The sequence below is a fragment of the Flavobacterium subsaxonicum WB 4.1-42 = DSM 21790 genome (assembly GCF_000422725.1).
Classification (GTDB): Bacteria; Bacteroidota; Bacteroidia; order Flavobacteriales; family Flavobacteriaceae; genus Flavobacterium; species Flavobacterium subsaxonicum.
On the sequence record NZ_KE383909.1, the window covers coordinates 1,358,325 to 1,376,805 of the forward strand.

Annotated in this window: 19 protein-coding genes; 6 read left to right on the plus strand and 13 right to left on the minus strand. The window is 41.8% G+C overall.

Going from position 1 to position 18,481, the window contains the following annotated elements; all coding sequences use genetic code 11:
- The first annotated feature begins 48 nt into the window (after positions 1-48).
- Positions 49-2,451: an alpha-ketoacid dehydrogenase subunit alpha/beta gene (locus G509_RS0116575; RefSeq protein ID WP_026992562.1), complete on the plus strand. Its 2,403-nt coding sequence runs from the start codon at positions 49-51 to the stop codon at positions 2,449-2,451.
- 139 nt (positions 2,452-2,590) lie between these two features.
- Here G509_RS0116575 and G509_RS0116580 read toward each other — a convergent pair whose 3' ends face one another.
- Positions 2,591-3,943 (minus strand): NAD-dependent succinate-semialdehyde dehydrogenase, encoded by a 1,353-nt coding sequence (locus G509_RS0116580; RefSeq protein WP_026992563.1) that lies wholly within the window; start codon positions 3,941-3,943, stop codon positions 2,591-2,593.
- Positions 3,944-4,050: 107 nt separating this feature from the next.
- Here G509_RS0116580 and G509_RS0116585 point away from each other — a divergent pair, with 107 nt between their 5' ends.
- Together G509_RS0116585 and G509_RS0116590 are read left to right on the plus strand one after the other, a co-directional pair.
- Positions 4,051-5,313, plus strand: coding sequence for an OmpA family protein (locus tag G509_RS0116585; RefSeq protein ID WP_026992564.1), 1,263 nt, complete (start codon positions 4,051-4,053; stop codon positions 5,311-5,313).
- Positions 5,314-5,389: 76 nt separating this feature from the next.
- Positions 5,390-5,800, plus strand: coding sequence for a hypothetical protein (locus tag G509_RS0116590; RefSeq protein ID WP_026992565.1), 411 nt, complete (start codon positions 5,390-5,392; stop codon positions 5,798-5,800).
- A gap of 58 nt (positions 5,801-5,858) precedes the next feature.
- Here the strand turns inward: G509_RS0116590 and G509_RS0116595 are convergent, their stop codons facing one another.
- The 12 genes from G509_RS0116595 to G509_RS0116650 form a co-directional block, all read right to left on the minus strand.
- Complete coding sequence (locus tag G509_RS0116595) at positions 5,859-6,284, minus strand: META domain-containing protein (RefSeq protein ID WP_026992566.1); 426 nt, start codon at positions 6,282-6,284, stop codon at positions 5,859-5,861.
- Between the two features lie 76 nt (positions 6,285-6,360).
- Entirely contained in the window at positions 6,361-8,388 is a 2,028-nt protein-coding gene (locus tag G509_RS0116600) for a hypothetical protein (RefSeq protein WP_026992567.1), read from the minus strand.
- Positions 8,389-8,421: 33 nt separating this feature from the next.
- Complete coding sequence (gene fabG / locus G509_RS0116605) at positions 8,422-9,168, minus strand: 3-oxoacyl-[acyl-carrier-protein] reductase (RefSeq protein WP_026992568.1); 747 nt, start codon at positions 9,166-9,168, stop codon at positions 8,422-8,424.
- A gap of 61 nt (positions 9,169-9,229) precedes the next feature.
- Complete coding sequence (locus G509_RS0116610) at positions 9,230-10,216, minus strand: TerC family protein (RefSeq protein ID WP_026992569.1); 987 nt, start codon at positions 10,214-10,216, stop codon at positions 9,230-9,232.
- Between the two features lie 56 nt (positions 10,217-10,272).
- Positions 10,273-10,935, minus strand: coding sequence for a TerD family protein (locus G509_RS0116615; RefSeq protein WP_026992570.1), 663 nt, complete (start codon positions 10,933-10,935; stop codon positions 10,273-10,275).
- Between the two features lie 21 nt (positions 10,936-10,956).
- Complete coding sequence (locus G509_RS0116620; protein WP_026992571.1) at positions 10,957-11,511, minus strand: TerD family protein; 555 nt, start codon at positions 11,509-11,511, stop codon at positions 10,957-10,959.
- A gap of 3 nt (positions 11,512-11,514) precedes the next feature.
- Positions 11,515-12,489 carry a hypothetical protein gene (locus G509_RS0116625; RefSeq protein ID WP_026992572.1) on the minus strand — a complete coding sequence of 325 codons (975 nt, stop codon included), beginning with the start codon at positions 12,487-12,489 and terminating at the stop codon, positions 11,515-11,517.
- A 16-nt stretch (positions 12,490-12,505) separates the two neighbouring features.
- Entirely contained in the window at positions 12,506-13,606 is a 1,101-nt protein-coding gene (locus G509_RS0116630) for a toxic anion resistance protein (protein WP_026992573.1), read from the minus strand.
- 8 nt (positions 13,607-13,614) lie between these two features.
- A complete protein-coding gene (locus G509_RS0116635) occupies positions 13,615-14,223 on the minus strand; it encodes a TerD family protein (RefSeq protein ID WP_026992574.1) in 609 nt (202 codons plus the stop codon).
- A 4-nt stretch (positions 14,224-14,227) separates the two neighbouring features.
- A complete protein-coding gene (locus tag G509_RS0116640; protein WP_026992575.1) occupies positions 14,228-14,782 on the minus strand; it encodes a TerD family protein in 555 nt (184 codons plus the stop codon).
- Positions 14,742-15,611, minus strand: coding sequence for a phosphoribosyltransferase family protein (locus tag G509_RS0116645; RefSeq protein WP_026992576.1), 870 nt, complete (start codon positions 15,609-15,611; stop codon positions 14,742-14,744). The genes G509_RS0116640 and G509_RS0116645 overlap by 41 nt, the downstream gene beginning before the upstream one ends.
- The gene (locus G509_RS0116650; RefSeq protein ID WP_026992577.1) at positions 15,586-16,293 is read right to left on the minus strand and encodes an HAD family hydrolase; all 708 of its coding nucleotides are present in this window, start codon (positions 16,291-16,293) and stop codon (positions 15,586-15,588) included. Before G509_RS0116650 ends, G509_RS0116645 begins: the two co-directional genes overlap by 26 nt.
- A 131-nt stretch (positions 16,294-16,424) precedes the next feature.
- On the opposite strand from G509_RS0116650, the gene G509_RS0116655 reads away from it, so the two are divergent.
- From G509_RS0116655 to G509_RS23450, 3 genes are all read left to right on the plus strand, one after another.
- Complete coding sequence (locus G509_RS0116655) at positions 16,425-16,793, plus strand: VOC family protein (RefSeq protein WP_035739052.1); 369 nt, start codon at positions 16,425-16,427, stop codon at positions 16,791-16,793.
- A complete protein-coding gene (locus G509_RS0116660) occupies positions 16,793-17,335 on the plus strand; it encodes a GNAT family N-acetyltransferase (RefSeq protein WP_051200313.1) in 543 nt (180 codons plus the stop codon). The genes G509_RS0116655 and G509_RS0116660 overlap by 1 nt, the downstream gene beginning before the upstream one ends.
- A gap of 186 nt (positions 17,336-17,521) precedes the next feature.
- The gene (locus tag G509_RS23450; RefSeq protein ID WP_154657780.1) at positions 17,522-17,698 is read left to right on the plus strand and encodes a hypothetical protein; all 177 of its coding nucleotides are present in this window, start codon (positions 17,522-17,524) and stop codon (positions 17,696-17,698) included.
- Positions 17,699-18,481: the final 783 nt, after the last annotated feature.

An 18,481-nucleotide genomic window follows, 5' to 3' on the forward strand; every position in this document is an offset into this window, starting at 1 on the left:
ATATGTCGTTCTTTTACTTAAATTTGTAATTCGCACAACACAAGTTTTATGACCGAGACAGAAACAAAACAATCGCTTTCTTTTACAGATTTCAGGGCACAAGTGCTTAACGATTATAAAATTGCCGTTACCAGCCGGGAGTGCAGCCTTTTAGGCCGCCGCGAGGTGCTAACGGGTAAGGCTAAGTTTGGCATTTTTGGCGACGGTAAAGAGGTACCGCAGCTGGCTATGGCAAAGGCTTTTAAAAACGGCGATTTCCGTTCGGGCTACTACCGCGACCAGACGTTTATGATGGCTATTGGCCAGTTAACTATACAACAATTTTTTGCAGGATTATACGGGCACGCTTCTTTAGAAGACGACCCAATGTCGGCCGGAAGGCAAATGGGCGGGCACTTTGCTACCCACAGCCTGGACGAGAACGGCAACTGGAAAAACCTTACGCAGCAAAAAAACTCAAGCAGCGATATTTCGCCTACCGCAGGCCAAATGCCACGCCTTTTAGGCTTAGCGCAGGCCTCTAAAGTGTACCGAAACGTTCCGGGTGTTAACCCCGATAACTTTTCAGTTAACGGTAACGAGGTAGCCTGGGGTACTATTGGCAACGCCAGTACGTCTGAAGGTTTGTTTTTCGAAACCATAAACGCTGCCGGTGTACTACAGGTGCCTATGGTTGTAAATGTTTGGGATGACGATTACGGCATCTCTGTACATGCACGCCACCAAACCACTAAAGAAAATATATCTGAAATATTAAAGGGTTTTCAGCGCGACGAAAACGCTAAGGGCTACGAAATTATAACCGTTAAAGGCTGGGATTATCCTGAGCTGGTTTCGGCTTACGAAAAAGCATCGCACATTGCCCGTACAGAGCATGTACCAGTACTAATGCACGTGTACCAGCTAACACAGCCGCAGGGGCACTCTACATCGGGGTCTCACGAGCGTTACAAAAATGCCGACCGCCTTTCGTGGGAGGGCGAATTTGACTGTATTGCCCAGATGAAAAAATGGATGCTCGAAAATAATATTGCTGCCGAAGACGAACTTACAGCCATAGAAAAACAAGCAAAAGTTGATGTGCTTGAGGCTAAAAAAGCAGCATGGTCGGCCTACCAGGATCCTATTAAACAAGAGCGTACAGAGCTTATTGCCATTTTAAATACCATTGCCGCACAAAGCGACAATAAAGTGTTTATAGACAAATACAGCAACGAGCTGGCCGCTATAAAAGAGCCCATCCGTAAAGATAATTTAGTTACCGCCAGAAAGGTATTACGCCTTATTATTAAAGAAAATAGTAAAACCAAACTTACCGAATGGATAGCGGGGTATTTTGATAAGATTCAGCCTAAATACAGCTCGCATTTATACTCGCAATCCGATAAAAATATATTTACTGTAGCCCCTTTAGAGCCGCAGTATGCCGATACACCCGAAGAGGCCGATGGCCGTATGGTTATTCGCAATAACTTTGATGCCCTGTTTACCAAATACCCGCAGGCTATGGTGTTTGGCGAAGATTGCGGTGGCATTGGCGATGTTAACCAGGGGCTGGAAGGGCTTCAGGAAAAATTTGGCGATTTCAGGGTGTGCGATGCCGGTATTAGGGAGGCTACTATCCTGGGCCAGGGTATTGGAATGGCAATGCGTGGCCTTCGCCCAATTGCCGAGGTGCAGTACCTTGACTACCTGCTGTATGCATTACAAATAATGAGCGACGACCTTGCTACCCTGCATTACCGCACGGCCGGCAGGCAAAAAGCCCCACTAATAATACGCACCCGCGGCCACAGGCTGGAGGGTATATGGCACTCGGGTTCGCCTATGGGCATGATAATTAATGCGCTTAAAGGTATACACGTGCTTGTGCCTCGTAACATGACCAAAGCTGCCGGTTTTTACAACATGCTTATGGAGGCCGATGAGCCTGCTCTGGTTATAGAGTGCCTTAACGGCTACAGGCTTAAAGAAAAAATGCCGACCAACCTTGGCGAATTTAAAACCCCTGTGGGTGTGGTAGAAACCATTAAAACAGGTAAAGATATTACGCTGGTATCATACGGGTCTACCCTGCGCGTTATAGAGCAGGCCGCTAAAGAATTGTTAGAAGTTGGCATTGATGCCGAAATTATTGACATACAAAGCTTACAGCCTTTTGACCTTAACCACGACATTGTAAAAAGTGTTGCCAAAACCAACAGGCTGCTTGTTATAGACGAAGATGTACCCGGTGGGGCATCTGCCTACATTTTACAGCAAATAATTGATGTACAGGACGCTTATAAGCATTTAGACAGCAAGCCCGATACGCTTACCGCCAAAGAACACAGGCCGGCCTACAGCACCGATGGCGATTATTTTTCTAAACCATCAGCCGAAGATATTTACGAAAAAGTATACAGCATTATGCACGAAGCAAAACCGAACGAATATCCGGAACTTTATTAGTATTCAGTCGCAGTTTACAGTGATCAGTATACAGTTGACAGATTATAATCTAAAATACAAATCCCCAGCTTTATGCCGGGGATTTTTTATTTGAGTAAGTGCGCAAACTGAGACTGAAAACTGCGACTGCGACTGTATACTACGCTATAAAAACCGTTTTTACATTCACAAATTCTTTAATACCGTTTTCGGCGAGTTCGCGACCAAAGCCGGAGCGTTTAATGCCGCCAAAAGGCAGCGCAGGGTCAGATTTTACCATTGCATTTATAAACACGGCACCCTCCTGAAACAGTGATATCTTGCTCTTAATAGCATCAACATCTGTAGTAAAAACCGATACCCCCAGACCAAAACCGGTGGCATTGCTTAGTTTTACAGCTTCTTCTAAAGTATCAAAAGGCACAACCGGTACGGCAGGGCCAAACACCTCTTCGGCAAAAACAGGCATATCGGCAGTAACGTTAGTTAGCACTGTAGGCTCATAAAACGCATTATTTCGCTTACCGCCAATTGCAATTTTTGCACCCATCGCCACCGAATCATTCACCTGTTTCTCCACCTCTTCGGCAAGGTCTACCCGCGCTAACGGACCAATATACGTAGCCTCATCCATCGGGTCGCCCGACTTTAATTCGGCCACACCCTTTATAAATTTCTCCATAAACACATCAAAAATACTGCTGTGCACCAAAAAACGCTTGGCAGCAATACAGCTTTGCCCGGTGTTCTGGAAACGCGCCGTAATGGCAATAGGCACGGCAGTTTCAAGGTCGGCATCGGCACAAATAATCAGGGCATTGCTGCCACCAAGCTCTAAAACCGACTTTTTAACCTGTGCCGCTGCCGCAGATGCTACCGATGTACCCGCTTTTTCGCTCCCCGTAAGCGAAACCGCCTTGATAATTGGGTTATCTATAACCTCCTTAACCTGGTCGCCCGCAATTAGCAGGTTGGTGTACACCCCCTCCGGAAATCCGGCATCTTTAAACAGCTCTTCGAGCAAAATTGCACTGCCCGCAACGTTGCTGGCGTGCTTTACCACAACCGTATTGCCCGCTATAATTGCCGGTATGGCAAACCTGAAAACCTGCCAGTACGGAAAATTCCAGGGCATAACGCCAAGTATAACACCAAGGGGCTCGTGGGTAACAAAACTCTCGCTGCCATCGGCTGCAATATGCCTGTCTTTTAAAAATTCTTCTGCATTTTTTAAGTAATATTCGCACAAAAGTTTGCACTTTTCTACCTCGGCAACAGATTGTTTTATAGGCTTACCCATCTCTAAAGTACAGGTTTTGGCCATCAAATGTTGTGATTTTGTTAAAGAAAATATTAAAGTTTTTATAAAATTTAGCCTCTCAGCTATAGTTTTTGCCCCCCATGTATGTGCCGTATGGTCACTGTTTTGAAGGATTTTTATTACCTGAACCCCAGTAAAATACTGATGTTCAGATAAAAAAGTTGTGTTAAAAGGATTGACAATAGAAAACATTTTTTACTTTTGCTTAAATTAATAGTAAAAATAACAAATATTTTCTTAGGATAATTTTACTATTTTTACCAAATATTTCAAAGTACTGATAAACAAAACAATTATTTATGAAGAAAGTTGTACTCCCACTACTAATGCTGTCCCTTACTTGTGTAAGTATGCGGGCGCAGGAAACGGAAGAGAGCACTGGCACAGGTGCCAATGATTTCAAAAAGTCGTCAATTGAGTTAGGATTTGGTTTTGCCAAAGCCGCAAACCCAATGACGTCTGGTTACCACATGAAAACCACTAACCTTTTCGATGCAAATTTGGGCTTCAGGTATATGTTTAGTACCAAATTTGGTTTAAAGTTAACTGGATTTTACGATAAGTTTAAAGAAGACTTAGGTCCTGAATTTGAAACCAGTGCTTATGGTGGTACACTTGAAGGCGTTGTTAACTTAGGCCGCATTATGCAGTTTGAAACGTGGACAAAAAGTTTTAACGTTTTAGGACATGTTGGCGGTGGTGTTACCATGCTTAAAAATGATGATTACGATTTAGATGATGATGTACTGGGTACTATTGTATTTGGCTTAACAGCTCAATACAAAATAGGCAACTTTGGTGCTGTACAGGCAGATTTCTCAATGCTAAATAACTTTGGCCAACAAAGAACATGGGATGGTGCTGAGTACGATGCAATGGGCAAGCAGGGCTTTGACAGCTCTCTTTACCACGCTACACTTGGTTTAGCTATCTATCTTGGACAAAAAGGCCAACCGCATGCTGACTGGTATGTTGACGAGAAACCGGATGCTATTGAAGAAGCTGAAAGCCGTATAGAAGAGCTTGAAACTATGATGAACGACACCGATAAAGATGGTGTGCCAGATTATCTTGATGCTGAGCCAAACTCTGTTGCAGGTGTAAAAGTTGACAGCAAAGGTAGAAGCATAGATACTAACAATAACGGTATTCCAGACGAGATGGAGTCTTATGTTGAGCAAAAAACAACAGAGATGAAACAAGCTATGAATGCTGATATGGCTTCGTTAATTAACGGTGGATACGTAAACGTATACTTCGACTTTAATAAAGAGCAGCCTAATGCACAATCTGTAGGTGGTATTAATTTCCTTATCAAGTACCTAAAAGAAAATACTTCTGCTTCTGCTGATGTTATTGGTTACGCTGATGAGATTGGAGATACTGAATACAACAGAGGACTATCTCAAAGAAGGGCCGAAAATGTTAAGAAAATACTTGTTGACGCCGGTATAGACGCAGGCAGGTTAAACATTGTTGGTAACGGTGAAGATACATCTGTAAACAAAGAATCTCAGTATGCACGTCAGACTGTAAGAAGAGTTACCTTTATACTTAAATAGTAAAAAGATACCTTAAAATATATTTGAAGAAACCTCTGCTTTTGCAGAGGTTTTTTTTTATCTTTAAAAGAAAACAATGAACGAACGTGATACGGGCATACTTGCCCTTAGAGGTGAAGCCATTGGCGATATCCACCAGCAATCCGGACCCGAAGAAAAGTTTCAGAACAAAACATTACGGCCGGTATTAAAGTTGCAAAACGATCTTTTTATAGAAGCCTTTTTAAATTATGCCAACAAGCAAAAGAACCAGTTTTACACGCTCTCTACAGAAAAAAAGTTGCACTACATAGAGAACACCATCCATAAGGATATAAAGTTCAGAAATGCCCTAAAAGGGATGGTTATAGCGCTGTTTACTGTAGAGGAGTTCAGGGAATACACATCAAACTCGTCTAACCTAAACAAGCGCATGATGAACCTGCTTATTGAGCGCCTTAAAGACCAGGTTCAATTGTTACTACCTGTAGAGCAGACCGAATTATAAAATACAAAGCATAAAAAAAGGAGCCATTCGCTCCTTTTTGTTGTTATATACACTTGGTTTACTTTTTAGGGGTAAACACCAGTACTTCATTATCATTGTTTAAAAGCGTAAGCTTCTCTTTATCTCCCTTAGCCATATTTACAGTTTGCAGTGCGGCCATATACGTGTTCTCGCCTTCGCCGGGGCAAAACATCTTGGTAGACATCATCTGGCTAATGGCAAGCCCTCCTTTATCGTTAATGCTGTAGGTGCCGCCATAGCTGTTGCAGCCACCTTTGCCGTTAACTTTATTATCTGTAGTAAAATTTATGGTAGGCAGCCCGTTGTTATAATCCGCAGCCGCGGGGCTTTTACCGTTGATAGAAGCCAATTGCCACTCCGTTCCGGTTATTGTAGCGCTATCTGCGGCCGATTTTGTGCAATTGCACGAACTTGTAAGCATTACTATAAAAAAGGCAGCACAGCCCATTACAATCTGTTTCATAATTTTTAAGTTTTGGTTTATAACAAAATTAAAAATTATCTTACAATTGGCGGCAGACTTTATAAATAGTTTAATATTATAACAGGCCGTTATACTTGCGTATAAACCATTCGGCACTTAATGTAATAGCTACTATAACCAACAGCCACATCCAGTCGATTAGCGGCGATTTTTTAGTGATCTCTTTTTGCAGCGCTTTGTAGTTTTCGTTTTCCGATAAAAATTTAATCAGCTTATCGGCTGTGTTAGAATAGTACACCGCACCGTTAGTGTTGGCGGCTGTTTGCTGCAAACGTGCAAGATCGGGGTTTACAAATTGTTTTTCAATTTCAAAATCCAGTACCTCAAAAGAGCCGGCGTAGCTGGTGCCCGATGTACTCTCTTTAACCGTAAAGCTGTATTGCCCTGCGGCAAGGCCATCCAGGTTAACTTTATACTCGGCATTGCCCTTTAAAAAGTCGAAGGTTTTTGTGGTGTTGTTCTTTTTATTTTTTAGCTGAATGGTTAGCCTGGCATTTTCATCAAACTCATAATTTTTATTAAAATACTGGGCGGTAATACCTATTACCTCGCCCGAGTTATAAAAACTCTCGTGGTTTACCACCAACGATTTTCGTTTGGAGTTAGACGCCAAAAACTGTATGGTCTTATCTATAAATACATCAAATTGCTCAAATGATTTGGTGTTAAGATGGCTCTCTACCCTCCACTTCCAGATGTTCTCGCCAAAAAGGTAGGCACTGCGCGCCGGGCCGGTTTCAGAAAATACCATAAGCGGGCTGCCGGTTTGCACATTGCGTATGCGCGACTGCAAAAGCGTGTTTACACTGCCCTTTACAGTAATGGTGCCAAACGGGTGCGTAAGCGGCGGAAACTGGCTAAATCCAATATCCTGCGGTGCAAAAAGGTTAAACTGGCTGTTAAAATCGGCCAGGTAGTCTTCGCTTTGCGATGTCATTTTAAAATCGATACTGCTTTGGTATTGGTTAAGCAGGTTAAAATCGGTATTAAGGCCGGTAATAATAAACGTGTTTAGGCCGGCATTTTTATTTTGCTCCAACAGCATTTTAAACGATGCATCGGGCTGGTACAAAATAAGCACGTTATAATCCTGTAACGATTTAACTTCAGACGGCTTAAGTATGGTAACCTTGCGCTGCTGGTTGGTTTCTATGGCACGTTTTAATGCACCAAGATCGGGGTGGGTTATGGCCGAAACTATGGCTACTTCGCTGCGTTGGTCGATAACCTCAACTGCAAAATTCTTAATGTTGTTGTATTTGTTTTTTTCGGGTTCTGATGATGATAGCACTGCCTTATACGTTTGCACGCCTACTTTGGCAGCATCTAACAATAACGAAACCGACTGTGCTTTTTTGTCTTTGCTAAAGGCTACATTTTGCTTGTACAGTACAGCATTGCCCTGCATAACGCTAAATACGGCATTTACACTTTTGTTGCCGCTGTATTGTAAAAACACCTCAACGGGAAATTTATTTTTAAGGAAAGCGTACTTATTTACATTAACCTGGTTTACCTTTAGGTCGAGTACCGATGTGGTATCGCCCAGCACAACCGGGTAAACGGCCGTGTTTTCCTGAAAGCTGTAAACGTAATCGTTGCCAATGGTCTGGTTACCATCGGTTAATATTACCACGGGGTAATTGGTGTTTCTGTAAAGCTGTTTTAAGTTTTGGGCCGCCTGGTCTATGTGCGTTTGCCTGCCTGTAAAATCAGGGACTTTGCCGGCTTCAAAACCATCCGAAAAAGTATACGTCTGCACATCGTACTTATCTTTCAAAGCCGAATTACCTGCAATTTTTGCCTCGATAATTTTAGCTATACTATCCTGCCCCAGTTCTTTTATAGATAAAGAGTTATCTACCAGTATGGGTAGTGGCGTTTTAACGGTTTCGAGGTCTTTGCGGGTTACAATTGGGTTTATAAGCAGTATAAAGATGGAAAACAAGGTAACAAAACGCAAAAAGGCCAAAAAGAAGAACACTTTGCTCTTCTTTTTGGCTTTAAAAAGATATTGGTAAAACGACAATGCCAATGCTGCAATTGCAGATAATAGTAATAATAAAACCGTAGATGCAGTCATTAGCTAATTGTTATTCCAAAAAAATTAATAATATTATGTAAGCATTCCGCCGTCTACATTAAGGGTCTGGCCTGTAATGTAAGCCGACATATCTGACGCTAAAAATACGCATGCATTGGCAACATCCTCCGGAGAACCGCCTCTTTTTAACGGAATGTTCTCTCTCCAGCCTTTAACCACCTCTTCAGATAGTTTGCCGGTCATTTCGGTTTCGATAAAGCCCGGTGCAATAGCGTTGCATCGAATGTTACGCGAACCCAACTCCAGTGCTATAGATTTTGTAAAACCAATCATACCTGCTTTAGAAGCCGCATAGTTACTCTGGCCTGCATTACCTTTAACACCCACTACAGAGCTCATGTTTATAATAGAGCCTTTGCGCTGCTTAAGCATTGTTTTTTGTACTGCCTTTGTCATGTTAAAAACCGACTTAAGGTTAACCTCTATAACGGTATCAAAATCAGCCTCAGAGATGCGCATTAGCAGGTTGTCTTTAGTAATACCTGCGTTGTTTATTAAAATATCTATAGACCCAAAAGTGGCCAGTACATCATCTGCAAGTTTTTGCGCCTCGTTAAAATCGGCGGCGTTGCTCTGGTAACCTTTTGCGGTAACACCATAAGCAGTAAGTTCTTCTTCTAAGGCTTTGGCAGCCTCTGCCGATGCGCTGTAAGTAAACGCAACATTAGCACCCTGCTGGGCAAACACTAAGGCTATACCACGGCCAATACCCCTGCTTGCGCCGGTAATTATTGCCGTTTTTCCTTCTAATAATTTCATAGGTTCGATTTGTTTTATATAAGAAAGCCACAAATATAATAAATGTGGCTTTATTTATTGCTTAGGCTTCTTCCTTTTCAGGAAATACCACCGATGCCAGTACCGATAGTACCAATACAGCGCCCACCACTATTAACGAGGTAATAGACTCTATGTGGTAAATTGGCGATATAACCATTTTTACACCTATAAAAGACAGGATAATTGCCAGACCGTATTTTAGCTTGCTGAACAGGTGTATAAAGTTGGCCAGTAAAAAGTACAATGCCCTTAAACCCAATATGGCAAAAATGTTTGAGGTATACAGTATAAACGGATCATCTGGCGCTATGGCGAAGATAGCCGGGATTGAATCTACCGCGAATAAAAGGTCTGTAAATTCTATAACACCTACTACTACAAGCAATGGTGTTGCCAGTTTTTTACCATTCTCTATGGTAAAAAATTTATCGTTGTCGTAGTTTTTGCTTACGTTAAAAAACTTGTGCACTACCCTTGCACCCGGACTTTTATTAAAGTCTTTATTCTCATCGTCGTCGTCTTCGGCAAAAGCCGATTTAATACCCGCATAAATAAGAAAGATACCAAACAGGGTAAGTATAACATTTACTTTAAGGTTGTAACCAAAGGCTTCAAACTCCGGTAGGTAGGTAAGCTTAATAAGCCCTACCCCACTAAATATAAATACCGCCCTAAGCACCAGTGCCCCTATAATACCCCAAAACAGCACTTTATGGTGGTTTTCTTTAGGTACGTTAAAAAACCCAAACACCAGTATAAACACAAAAAGGTTATCTACAGAGAGGGCTTTTTCTATCCAGTAGGCACTCTGGAACTGGGAGAATTTTTCTACCCCGGCATAGTAGTACACCACGCCGCTAAAGGCCATAGAAAGGCTTATCCATACAAGCGACCACGTTATGGCCTCTTTATTGGTAACCACATGGCTGCCTTTGTTAAAAACGCCAAGGTCTAAAAGCAGCATTATTAGTACCACTATGGCAAAAATGCCTATTAAACCAGGATGACTTATTAAGTTATTATCCACTTATATTTTTTTATTGATTATTAATTTGCGTTGTTTATTGGTAAGCTAATTAATTTTTAAAGATACGATTTTACAATGCGCTGCACTGTCTGGCCTAAAAAAGTATCTTCGGTAGGGTCGCCAATGGCACTAAATTTCCATTCGCCATCCCTTTTGTACAGTTTGCCCATTATTATAGAGCGTTTGCCGGCGTATTGCCCTTCGGCAGAAACATTATACGATGCAAATTCTGATACCACCTTTGTAGGCGTACCCTCGTACATTCTAATTTTAGAATACGGTATCTGAGAAAAATCTTCTTTACCGGCATTGTTTAAAAAGAAAAATATCTGTGTAACGTTAGCATTTATGCGTGCAAGGTCTACCGTAATAATTTCGTTATCCAGGCCATCATCGCCACCGGTATCTCCGGCAAGGTCGTCTCCGGTATGTTTCATAGCGCCATCTGTAGTTAGCAGCTTGCCTTTCTGGAGGCCGAATTGCTTAAGCACTTCTTCGCGGTACAGCGGCGAGTATAAATGATCGGTTATTTTGTCCTGGTCGTTTACCAATATACAGCTAAGATCCAGGTCGATGCTTTGCACTTTTTTGCTAAGCCCTAAAAAGCCGCTTTTAGTTTCTATAGCGCCCCAGTTAACACCCACGCAAAAATTGGTAAGGCTTTCGCCCGATGATTTTTTAAGGTCTATTTTTTGGCCTTTGGTTAAGTTAATTGCCATAATTGATTGCTGTTGTTAGTACTAATTATACTTATTTAAAAAATCCTGAAGCCCGCCTTTTAATCCGGAGCCTACTGCCTCAAATTTCCACTCATTGTTTCGTTTGTACAGCCTGCCAAACTCTACAGCAGTTTCTATCGAAAAATCTTCGTCCAACTCATACTTAACCAACTCGGTATTGTTGGCACCATCTACAATACGGATGAACGAATTGCGAATCTGCCCAAAGTTCTGCCTTCTTTCTGCCGCCTGGTGTATGGTAGCCACAAAAGTAATCTCGGCTACATCGCTGCTAATTTTAGACAGGTCTATTACAATCTTTTCATCATCGCCGTCACCTTCGCCGGTAAGGCTGTCGCCACTGTGGGTAACAGCACCATCGGGCGTGCTAAGGTTGTTATAAAAAATAAAGTGGCTATCGCTAACCAGTTTACCGTTGGCACCTAATACAAATACCGATGCATCAAGGTCGAACGCCTCGCCGGTATTGCTTGCGTTAGTATCCCAACCTAAGCCTACCGTAAATTTTGGCGCGGCTATGCTTTGCCTCTGACCTTTTTCTAAATTTATTGCCATTGTTTATTTTGAATTGATGTTTATGTTTAACATTGCCCTTAAAATGTTGGTTTGTTCGTCTACATTTTGCAGCTCTTCTAAAAAATCTACCCCCGATATTTTATCAAGGTAGGCAGCCAGTACGCTAAGCACATCATTGGGCATTGATGTTTTTATGGTAGCCAGTTTTTCTTTAAGTTGCTCGTTCTTTAACTTCATATCCAGTATTATGCCGCCTTTGTTCGACTGGTTTTTAGACAGGTCGATGGTTTTGGCAGCCTCATCATCTAACAGGTAAAACGCCTTTTGATTGTTTACAAACACAAAACGGTCGTTGCTGTCTACAAACTCGTACACCTCGGCATACTGTTTATCGCAGCAAAGCCCACAGGCAAACTTTATCCTGAAATTTAATATGTTAAGCCTGCCAAGCAATTTACGCTCTATAACGGCATTGCTGCCCGCGTACACCTTTTTATCGGTGCCCTGTGTTAGCGTGGCAAACTGCTGCGTGCCTATTTCGCGGTAAAACTCCTGCCCCATCTGGGTGGAGAACGCCAGGATGTCTCCCCAGCTTATAATCCCCGCCCTGTTATCGGACAGCAGGTTGTACAGCTCTTTTAACTTAGCCGACACCTCCTGTGCCTGCCTGCGCGCGGCCGATGTAAAGTTGCGGCCTTCGGTTTCTTTTTCCAGTTTTTTGATAAGATCATCGTTAATATAGATCTCATCTGAAATTAAAAGGTACTGCTGCTCTTTGGCTTTTTTAAGCTTTTGAAACAAATCGATAAGGCTGCTGGTGTATTGTACATGAAACAGCTCCAGCTTGTTAACATCTAACGTTTTGTTAGATGCAAACAAATTATGGATAACCTTGGTACGAACAAATACGGCAAAGAGGTCTTTATGGTTAAAAAAGTTAGACAACATTTTTACCACCAGTAATTTCTTCTCGCTATCCCCTATAACCTGGGCATGTATTTCTTCTTCTTCCAGCATTTATTGTTTGCCTCCCTTAACTAATTACGCCTTTTTTAAGCTCGGCTTCAAGGCTTTGTAAACCGGCATCGAGCTCGCGCCTGCTTTGTGCGCCCTGCTCGTGTATTTGTTTAACCTCGCTAAGTGTATCTATAAGCGACCTTGTGGTTGTTCTTAGCGTATCTAAAGACACCACCGTTTTTTCGTTCTCTTTTGCTACCTCTATACTGTTTTGCTTCAGCATTTCGGCATTTTTCTGAAGGATGGTATTGGTGGTTTCGCTTACCTTTTTCTGAACTTCGATATGCTGTTTTTGCCTTTGCAGTGCCACGGCAAGCGTTAGCTGGTTTTTCCAGACCGGCATGGTAGTGGTTAGTATAGTCTGCGCTTTCTCGGCAATAGAGGTGTTGTTGTTTTGCACCACCCTTATTTGCGCTAAAGATTGCAGCAATATAAAACGGACTATCTTCATATCGGCCAGCCTTTTATCCAGGCGGGTAACAAAATTTCTTTTGTCAGATATCTGGTAATCCTGGTAGTTGGCAGGGTTGCCCTCCATAACGGCAAGCTCTTCGCTAAGTTCTTTAAACTTAAGCTGGCCCGCTATAATGTATTTTTCAAGCTCTTTAATAAGGCCTACGTTGCTATCAAACATGGTTTGTAGCGCCGTGTTGTCTTTAACCGAATTAATCATTCCGGCCTTTACCTTATTGCTTATCCTGTCTACATTAGCCGTAATCTTATCGTACTTCTGAAAAAGTTTCTGCACATCTACCACCAGTTTGTTAAGCAACGGTATGCCCGAAAGGAATCTTTGGAAAGCGTTTTTGTTAAGTTCGTCTACATCTATGTAGTTAAGCTCGCCTAAAAGCTCGTTTATAAGGTTGCCCACATCGCCACCCTGCTGCGTTCTTACATTGGTAAGAAACGTATCGCTCTGCTTGGCAATGTTGTTTTGTATCTCGGCACCAAAGTTAAGTATCGAGTTAACATCGGTTTCAGATAACTGATTGGATATCGACTGGTACTGTACGGCATCTGCCTCGGTTATATTGGCCAGGTTTACATTGCCCTCTTTATCTATAGGGGCAAGCGTTACGCCCGGGGTGGGAGTTACGGGGTTGATATTGTTTTCCATAATAATGCCTATAGGAAGTTTTGCTGAATTGTTTTGATAGTCTCCTCCAGTTTCCTGTCGGTTGTTGGGTTGCCGATGGCGTTAAATTTCCACTCGCCATTTTTTTTGTAAAATACGCCAAGCACCATAGATACTGCGCCTTCAAAAGCCTTTTCGTTAGCAATGTCGTATTTGGCAAACACCTCGGTTACGCGGGTTGGCGTGCCTTCGTAAATTCTTATCGATGCAAACGGAATATCTTTAAAATCCTGGCCACGGAAGCTGTTTATAAAAAACGCTACGTAGTTGGTTTTAGGGTTAAGCTTAGAAAAATCTACGGTAATAACCTCGTTATCCAGTCCGTCATCTCCGTTAAGGTCGCCCGTAAGGTCGTCTCCGCTGTGGCGGATGGCCTGGTCATTACTCTTTAGCTGGCGAAAGCTTACCGTGTCTATATTGGTCTTGTTCTCGTCGTAAATGGCACAGCTGGCATCAAGGTCTACCGGTTCTTTTTTGGTACCAAAAAAGCCTTTTTTCTCTATAGCGCCCCAGTTAACACCTACGCAAATATTTAATAATTTGGCTCCGCTGCTTTTTTCAAGGCTTATGCGCTGCCCTTTTTGTAAATTAATTGCCATGATGTTAGTTGTATTTGTTTAAATATTCTTGTAAACCACCGCGTTGGCCTGCGCCCACGGCTTCAAATTTCCACTCGTTGTTTCTTTTATAGATCCTGCCAAACTCTACGGCGGTTTCTATACTAAAGTCTTCTTCAAGCTCGTATTTTACAAGCTCGCTGTTGTTGGCGGCATCTATAATGCGCACAAAAGAGTTACGCACCTGGCCAAAGTTTTGCTTGCGGGCATCGGCATCGTGTATGGTTACCACAATGCAAAGCTCTGTAACCCTTGGGTCTATTTTGCTTAGGTCTACGTGTATTTGCTCGTCATCGCCATCGCCATCTCCGGTAAGGTTATCGCCGGTGTGCTCTACAGCTTCATCGGGCGATTTGGTGTTATTATAGAATACAAAAAATTCATCGGCAAGGAGTTTTTTATTCTCTCCCATAATAAATACCGATGCATCAAGGTCGAACGCAGATCCTGTTGAAGATGCATTAACATCCCAACCAAGGCCAATTGTAAATTTTGGCGCATTAAGCGTTTCGCGCTGACCCTTCTGTAAATTGATAGCCATAATTATTTGTTTTTATATTGGTTAAACTTTTATTTATATACTCCAGGTTATCTCTGTAGTCGTTTATCGTATGATAATTGTTGCTTACGGCAAGCCTAAAAAGCTCTTGTTGCCTATTAGTCGCTACTTGTGCCAAAAGTGTTACAAGATCCTGGTGGTCTAATTTTAAAATATATTTTACGGTGCGGGTGTTAAACACAAAAGAGGCACCGTTAATAATGTGGCTAAGGCTCTCTACATCCTTAACATAAAAGTAGTTATAATAATTTTCTATGTTGGGGTGTATGTCTTTATTTATAAGTTCGGCAAAATAAATAAAAACAAACTGGCCCTGCACCCCATGCTGATCGAGTATTTTTTTTACGATATGCTCGTGGCTGCCGGTAATTTTAATATCGTCCATAAACAGGCACAGCTTGTTGCTTATGTAATTGCTGTCTATATAGTAGGTATCGTTGGCAATAAGCTTAACACGGTCGTTAAAATCAAGGTTGCCATAATCTGTAGTATAGGTTTGGTTACGGTATATTTTAGATTCGGCCAACGCCTTTTTGTTGTGGGTGTACAAAAACTCGTTCATCCGGGCCTTAAAATGAAAGCTCAAATAGTTAGAGGCCGTGGGTATGGCAAGGTACGGACTTGGCAATATAACAATTTCGTCGTGCGCTAAAATCAGCGCCTCGTGCTTTTGTATAAAGCCCTCAAACAGCTCGTTGGCAAATTTTTCGGCAAGCGCATCATCGCCAAATTTAAACTTGCTGTATTCTGCTTCAGAGAAAGGGCAGTTATTCTTGTCGGTAATTTTATGCAGGCTGTAAGTTAGGTTCATTTACGGGAGAGTTAATAATTAAGTGGGCATCAAAACCAAAAGCAAGGGCACCGTTGTAATCGCTTACAATGTTGTCGCCAACATGCACTACCTCGTTTTTAGCTATGTTGCCTATGGCGGTTATTTTGTTATACGTGCACTGGTAAATTCCGTTGGATGGTTTGGAATACCCCACCTCATCTGAATATACCTGGAAATTAAAAACCTCATCCAGTCCATAGTGCGCAAGAACAAGCTTAAGAGAACTGCCCTTAATAAAAGCGGTGTTGCTAAGTATGTTCATGGTTTTACCTTCGCCCTTTAGCTGCTGCAAGGCCTGCGGAATATCATCTTGTAACAAAACCGGCTTGTACTGCATTAAAAGGTTGTGGGTCTGGGTGTAGAAGTCTTCTAACTGTTGCCTGCTTACCGTTTCTATATCTACAGCAAGTGCATCTAATATAAGGTAGTAAATTTCGAAGGTGTCAAAATTACGGCCTACTTTTTCGTTAATGCTGTTGGTTAGTATATCGAATTTCCGGATAACGGCGGCAACCTCTTCTATAGGTTTGCTAATCTGGAAATATTCTTTAAATAAAAGGTTTCGGTAAACTTTAAATTCGGGGTGCGATTTAATGAGGGTAAGCCACAAATCGAAAGAAATATGACGGTATTTATATAATTTCGGTATCCACTGCATCATGCTTTATATCATTTGAATATATATAATGAGGGTAAATATAAAATTTAATCTTTTTTAATGCAATACAATTTGGGTTTATCCAATATCAAATTTATTAATTTAACTTTACAGTACCATTAAATTTAAACGCAATGAACACTACAATACTTGGACTACGAACTGTTACTTACAAAGTTAGCGATATCGATAAAGCTAAAGCATGGTATGCCGATGCCTTTAAAACGCAACCTTATTTTGACGAGCCTTTTTACGTAGGCTTCAACATTGGCGGGTACGAGCTTGGCCTGCAGCCCGATGAGGCCGTTACCGGAGACAATACCGTTACCTACTGGGGCGTGGAAGATATTAAGGCTGCATACAACCATTTTATAAGCCTTGGCGCAACGGAGCACGAGGCTCCGCAAAATGTGGGTGGCGAGCTTATGGTAGCATCTGTAAAAGACCTTTGGGGCAATGTTATTGGCCTTATTTACAACCCTGAATTTAAATTGCCTGCCTGATGCAAACCCCTGCCCTATATTTTACCAAAGACGGTAAGGAGGTTATCATTCGGCATGCCGTGCCTAATGATGCGCTGCAACTTTTAGAGCTTAAAAAAAGCTATATAAAAGATACCCGCAGCATACCGCTTTATGAGTACGAATATAAAAATGGCATACAGCAGGAAAAAGAGCTTATAGAAAAATACATTGCCGAAGGGAACAGCCTTCTCCTGGTGGCAGAGCATGGCAACAACCTTATAGGCAACCTGGACCTTACGGGCAGCCACCGTAAAAAAATGTACCACACGGCTATGTTGGGCATGGGCATTGCCTATGCCTGGCAAAACCGCAAAGTGGGCAGCTTTTTGCTTAAAAGCGCATTAAATTGGGCTACCACTAAAAGCCAGTTGCATATTATATGGCTGGAAGTGTATAGCAACAACGCTGCGGGAATAAAGCTGTACGAAAAATGCGGATTTGAGACCTGCGGCTTTATTAAAGACTTTTTTAATGAAGATGCTCCCGTAGATAAAATTACCATGGTTAACTACCTTAAGTAACCTCGCGGTGCCACATTTTCCCCAATTTTGAATTACGGCTGGGGCCGATAAAATTTTTGTTACACGAAAGTTCCTTTTCGCTGCAAATTACCGTGTTTAGTATTAAAATTTTATTAAAGAAATTAATCCGTAAACATATTATTGCTAATTTCAACTCGTAATAATAACAATATTACAAGAATGAGCATGAAAAAAGTAATTAACCCAGAAAACATTCACGATATGAAACTGCTTAAATTTTTCCTTGCAGCACTTGCCGGATTTGGGCTTGTAAAATTCTTTGGTTACATGACCGAAGACGAGCTTAATGAAGAAATGGAACACGACATGTACGATGAGGAAGAATATCCTTTATTTGTATAATTTGCTTACATAGCATTCCGCATAAGTTTAGCACCTGTAACAAGGTGCTAAGCGCATTTATAGCCGTTTCTGGTTTTGATTTTCTGCTTATACTTCCTGCTTTTTCCCTACAATCTCCGCCCCAACCCCTCTCCGAAAAAGAGGGGAGCCAAAAACGGGTACAGTTTAGCATTCTGGCGTAAGCCCCTCTCTTCCTAAAATATTACAGGCCTCTCCTCAAAATTCATAGTCCTCTCTCAAACCCATAGTCCTCTCCCCCAACCCCTCTCCGAAGGAGAGGGGAGCCGAAAACGGGTACAGTTTAGAATATTGAGATAGACTTATTTTTCATATTTGAAATACACTGATGGTCTTCTCTAAACCTATAGTCCTCTCCAAAAACTCTCCGAAAGAGAGGAGTCCGAGAACGGGTAAAGTTTGGATAGCAAAGTGTAGCTGCCCCTCTCCTCCTATGTTTGCAGTGCTAATAAATCAAATTAGATTTGTATAAATTAAAGTGAAAAAGAATGAGAGCCGTTTCTCTCAGAAATAACTCATTGAAGTATATTGATCCGAAGATATCGCCTCATTCTTTTATTATCTTTTAGAGTCTGAACAGAATGTAAGGAAACAGGCAAACCTGTTATCCAGAATATCCAGCCAGGAGAAAAGACGAAGGGAGATTCATCACTTTTATAACTATAAATATTAGTAATGGAGGCAGTAAAACAAGTATTAGGCGTAGATGTGGCAAAAGATGAACTGGTTGTTACCTTAGGCCGGATGTTGGCAGATTTTTCGATT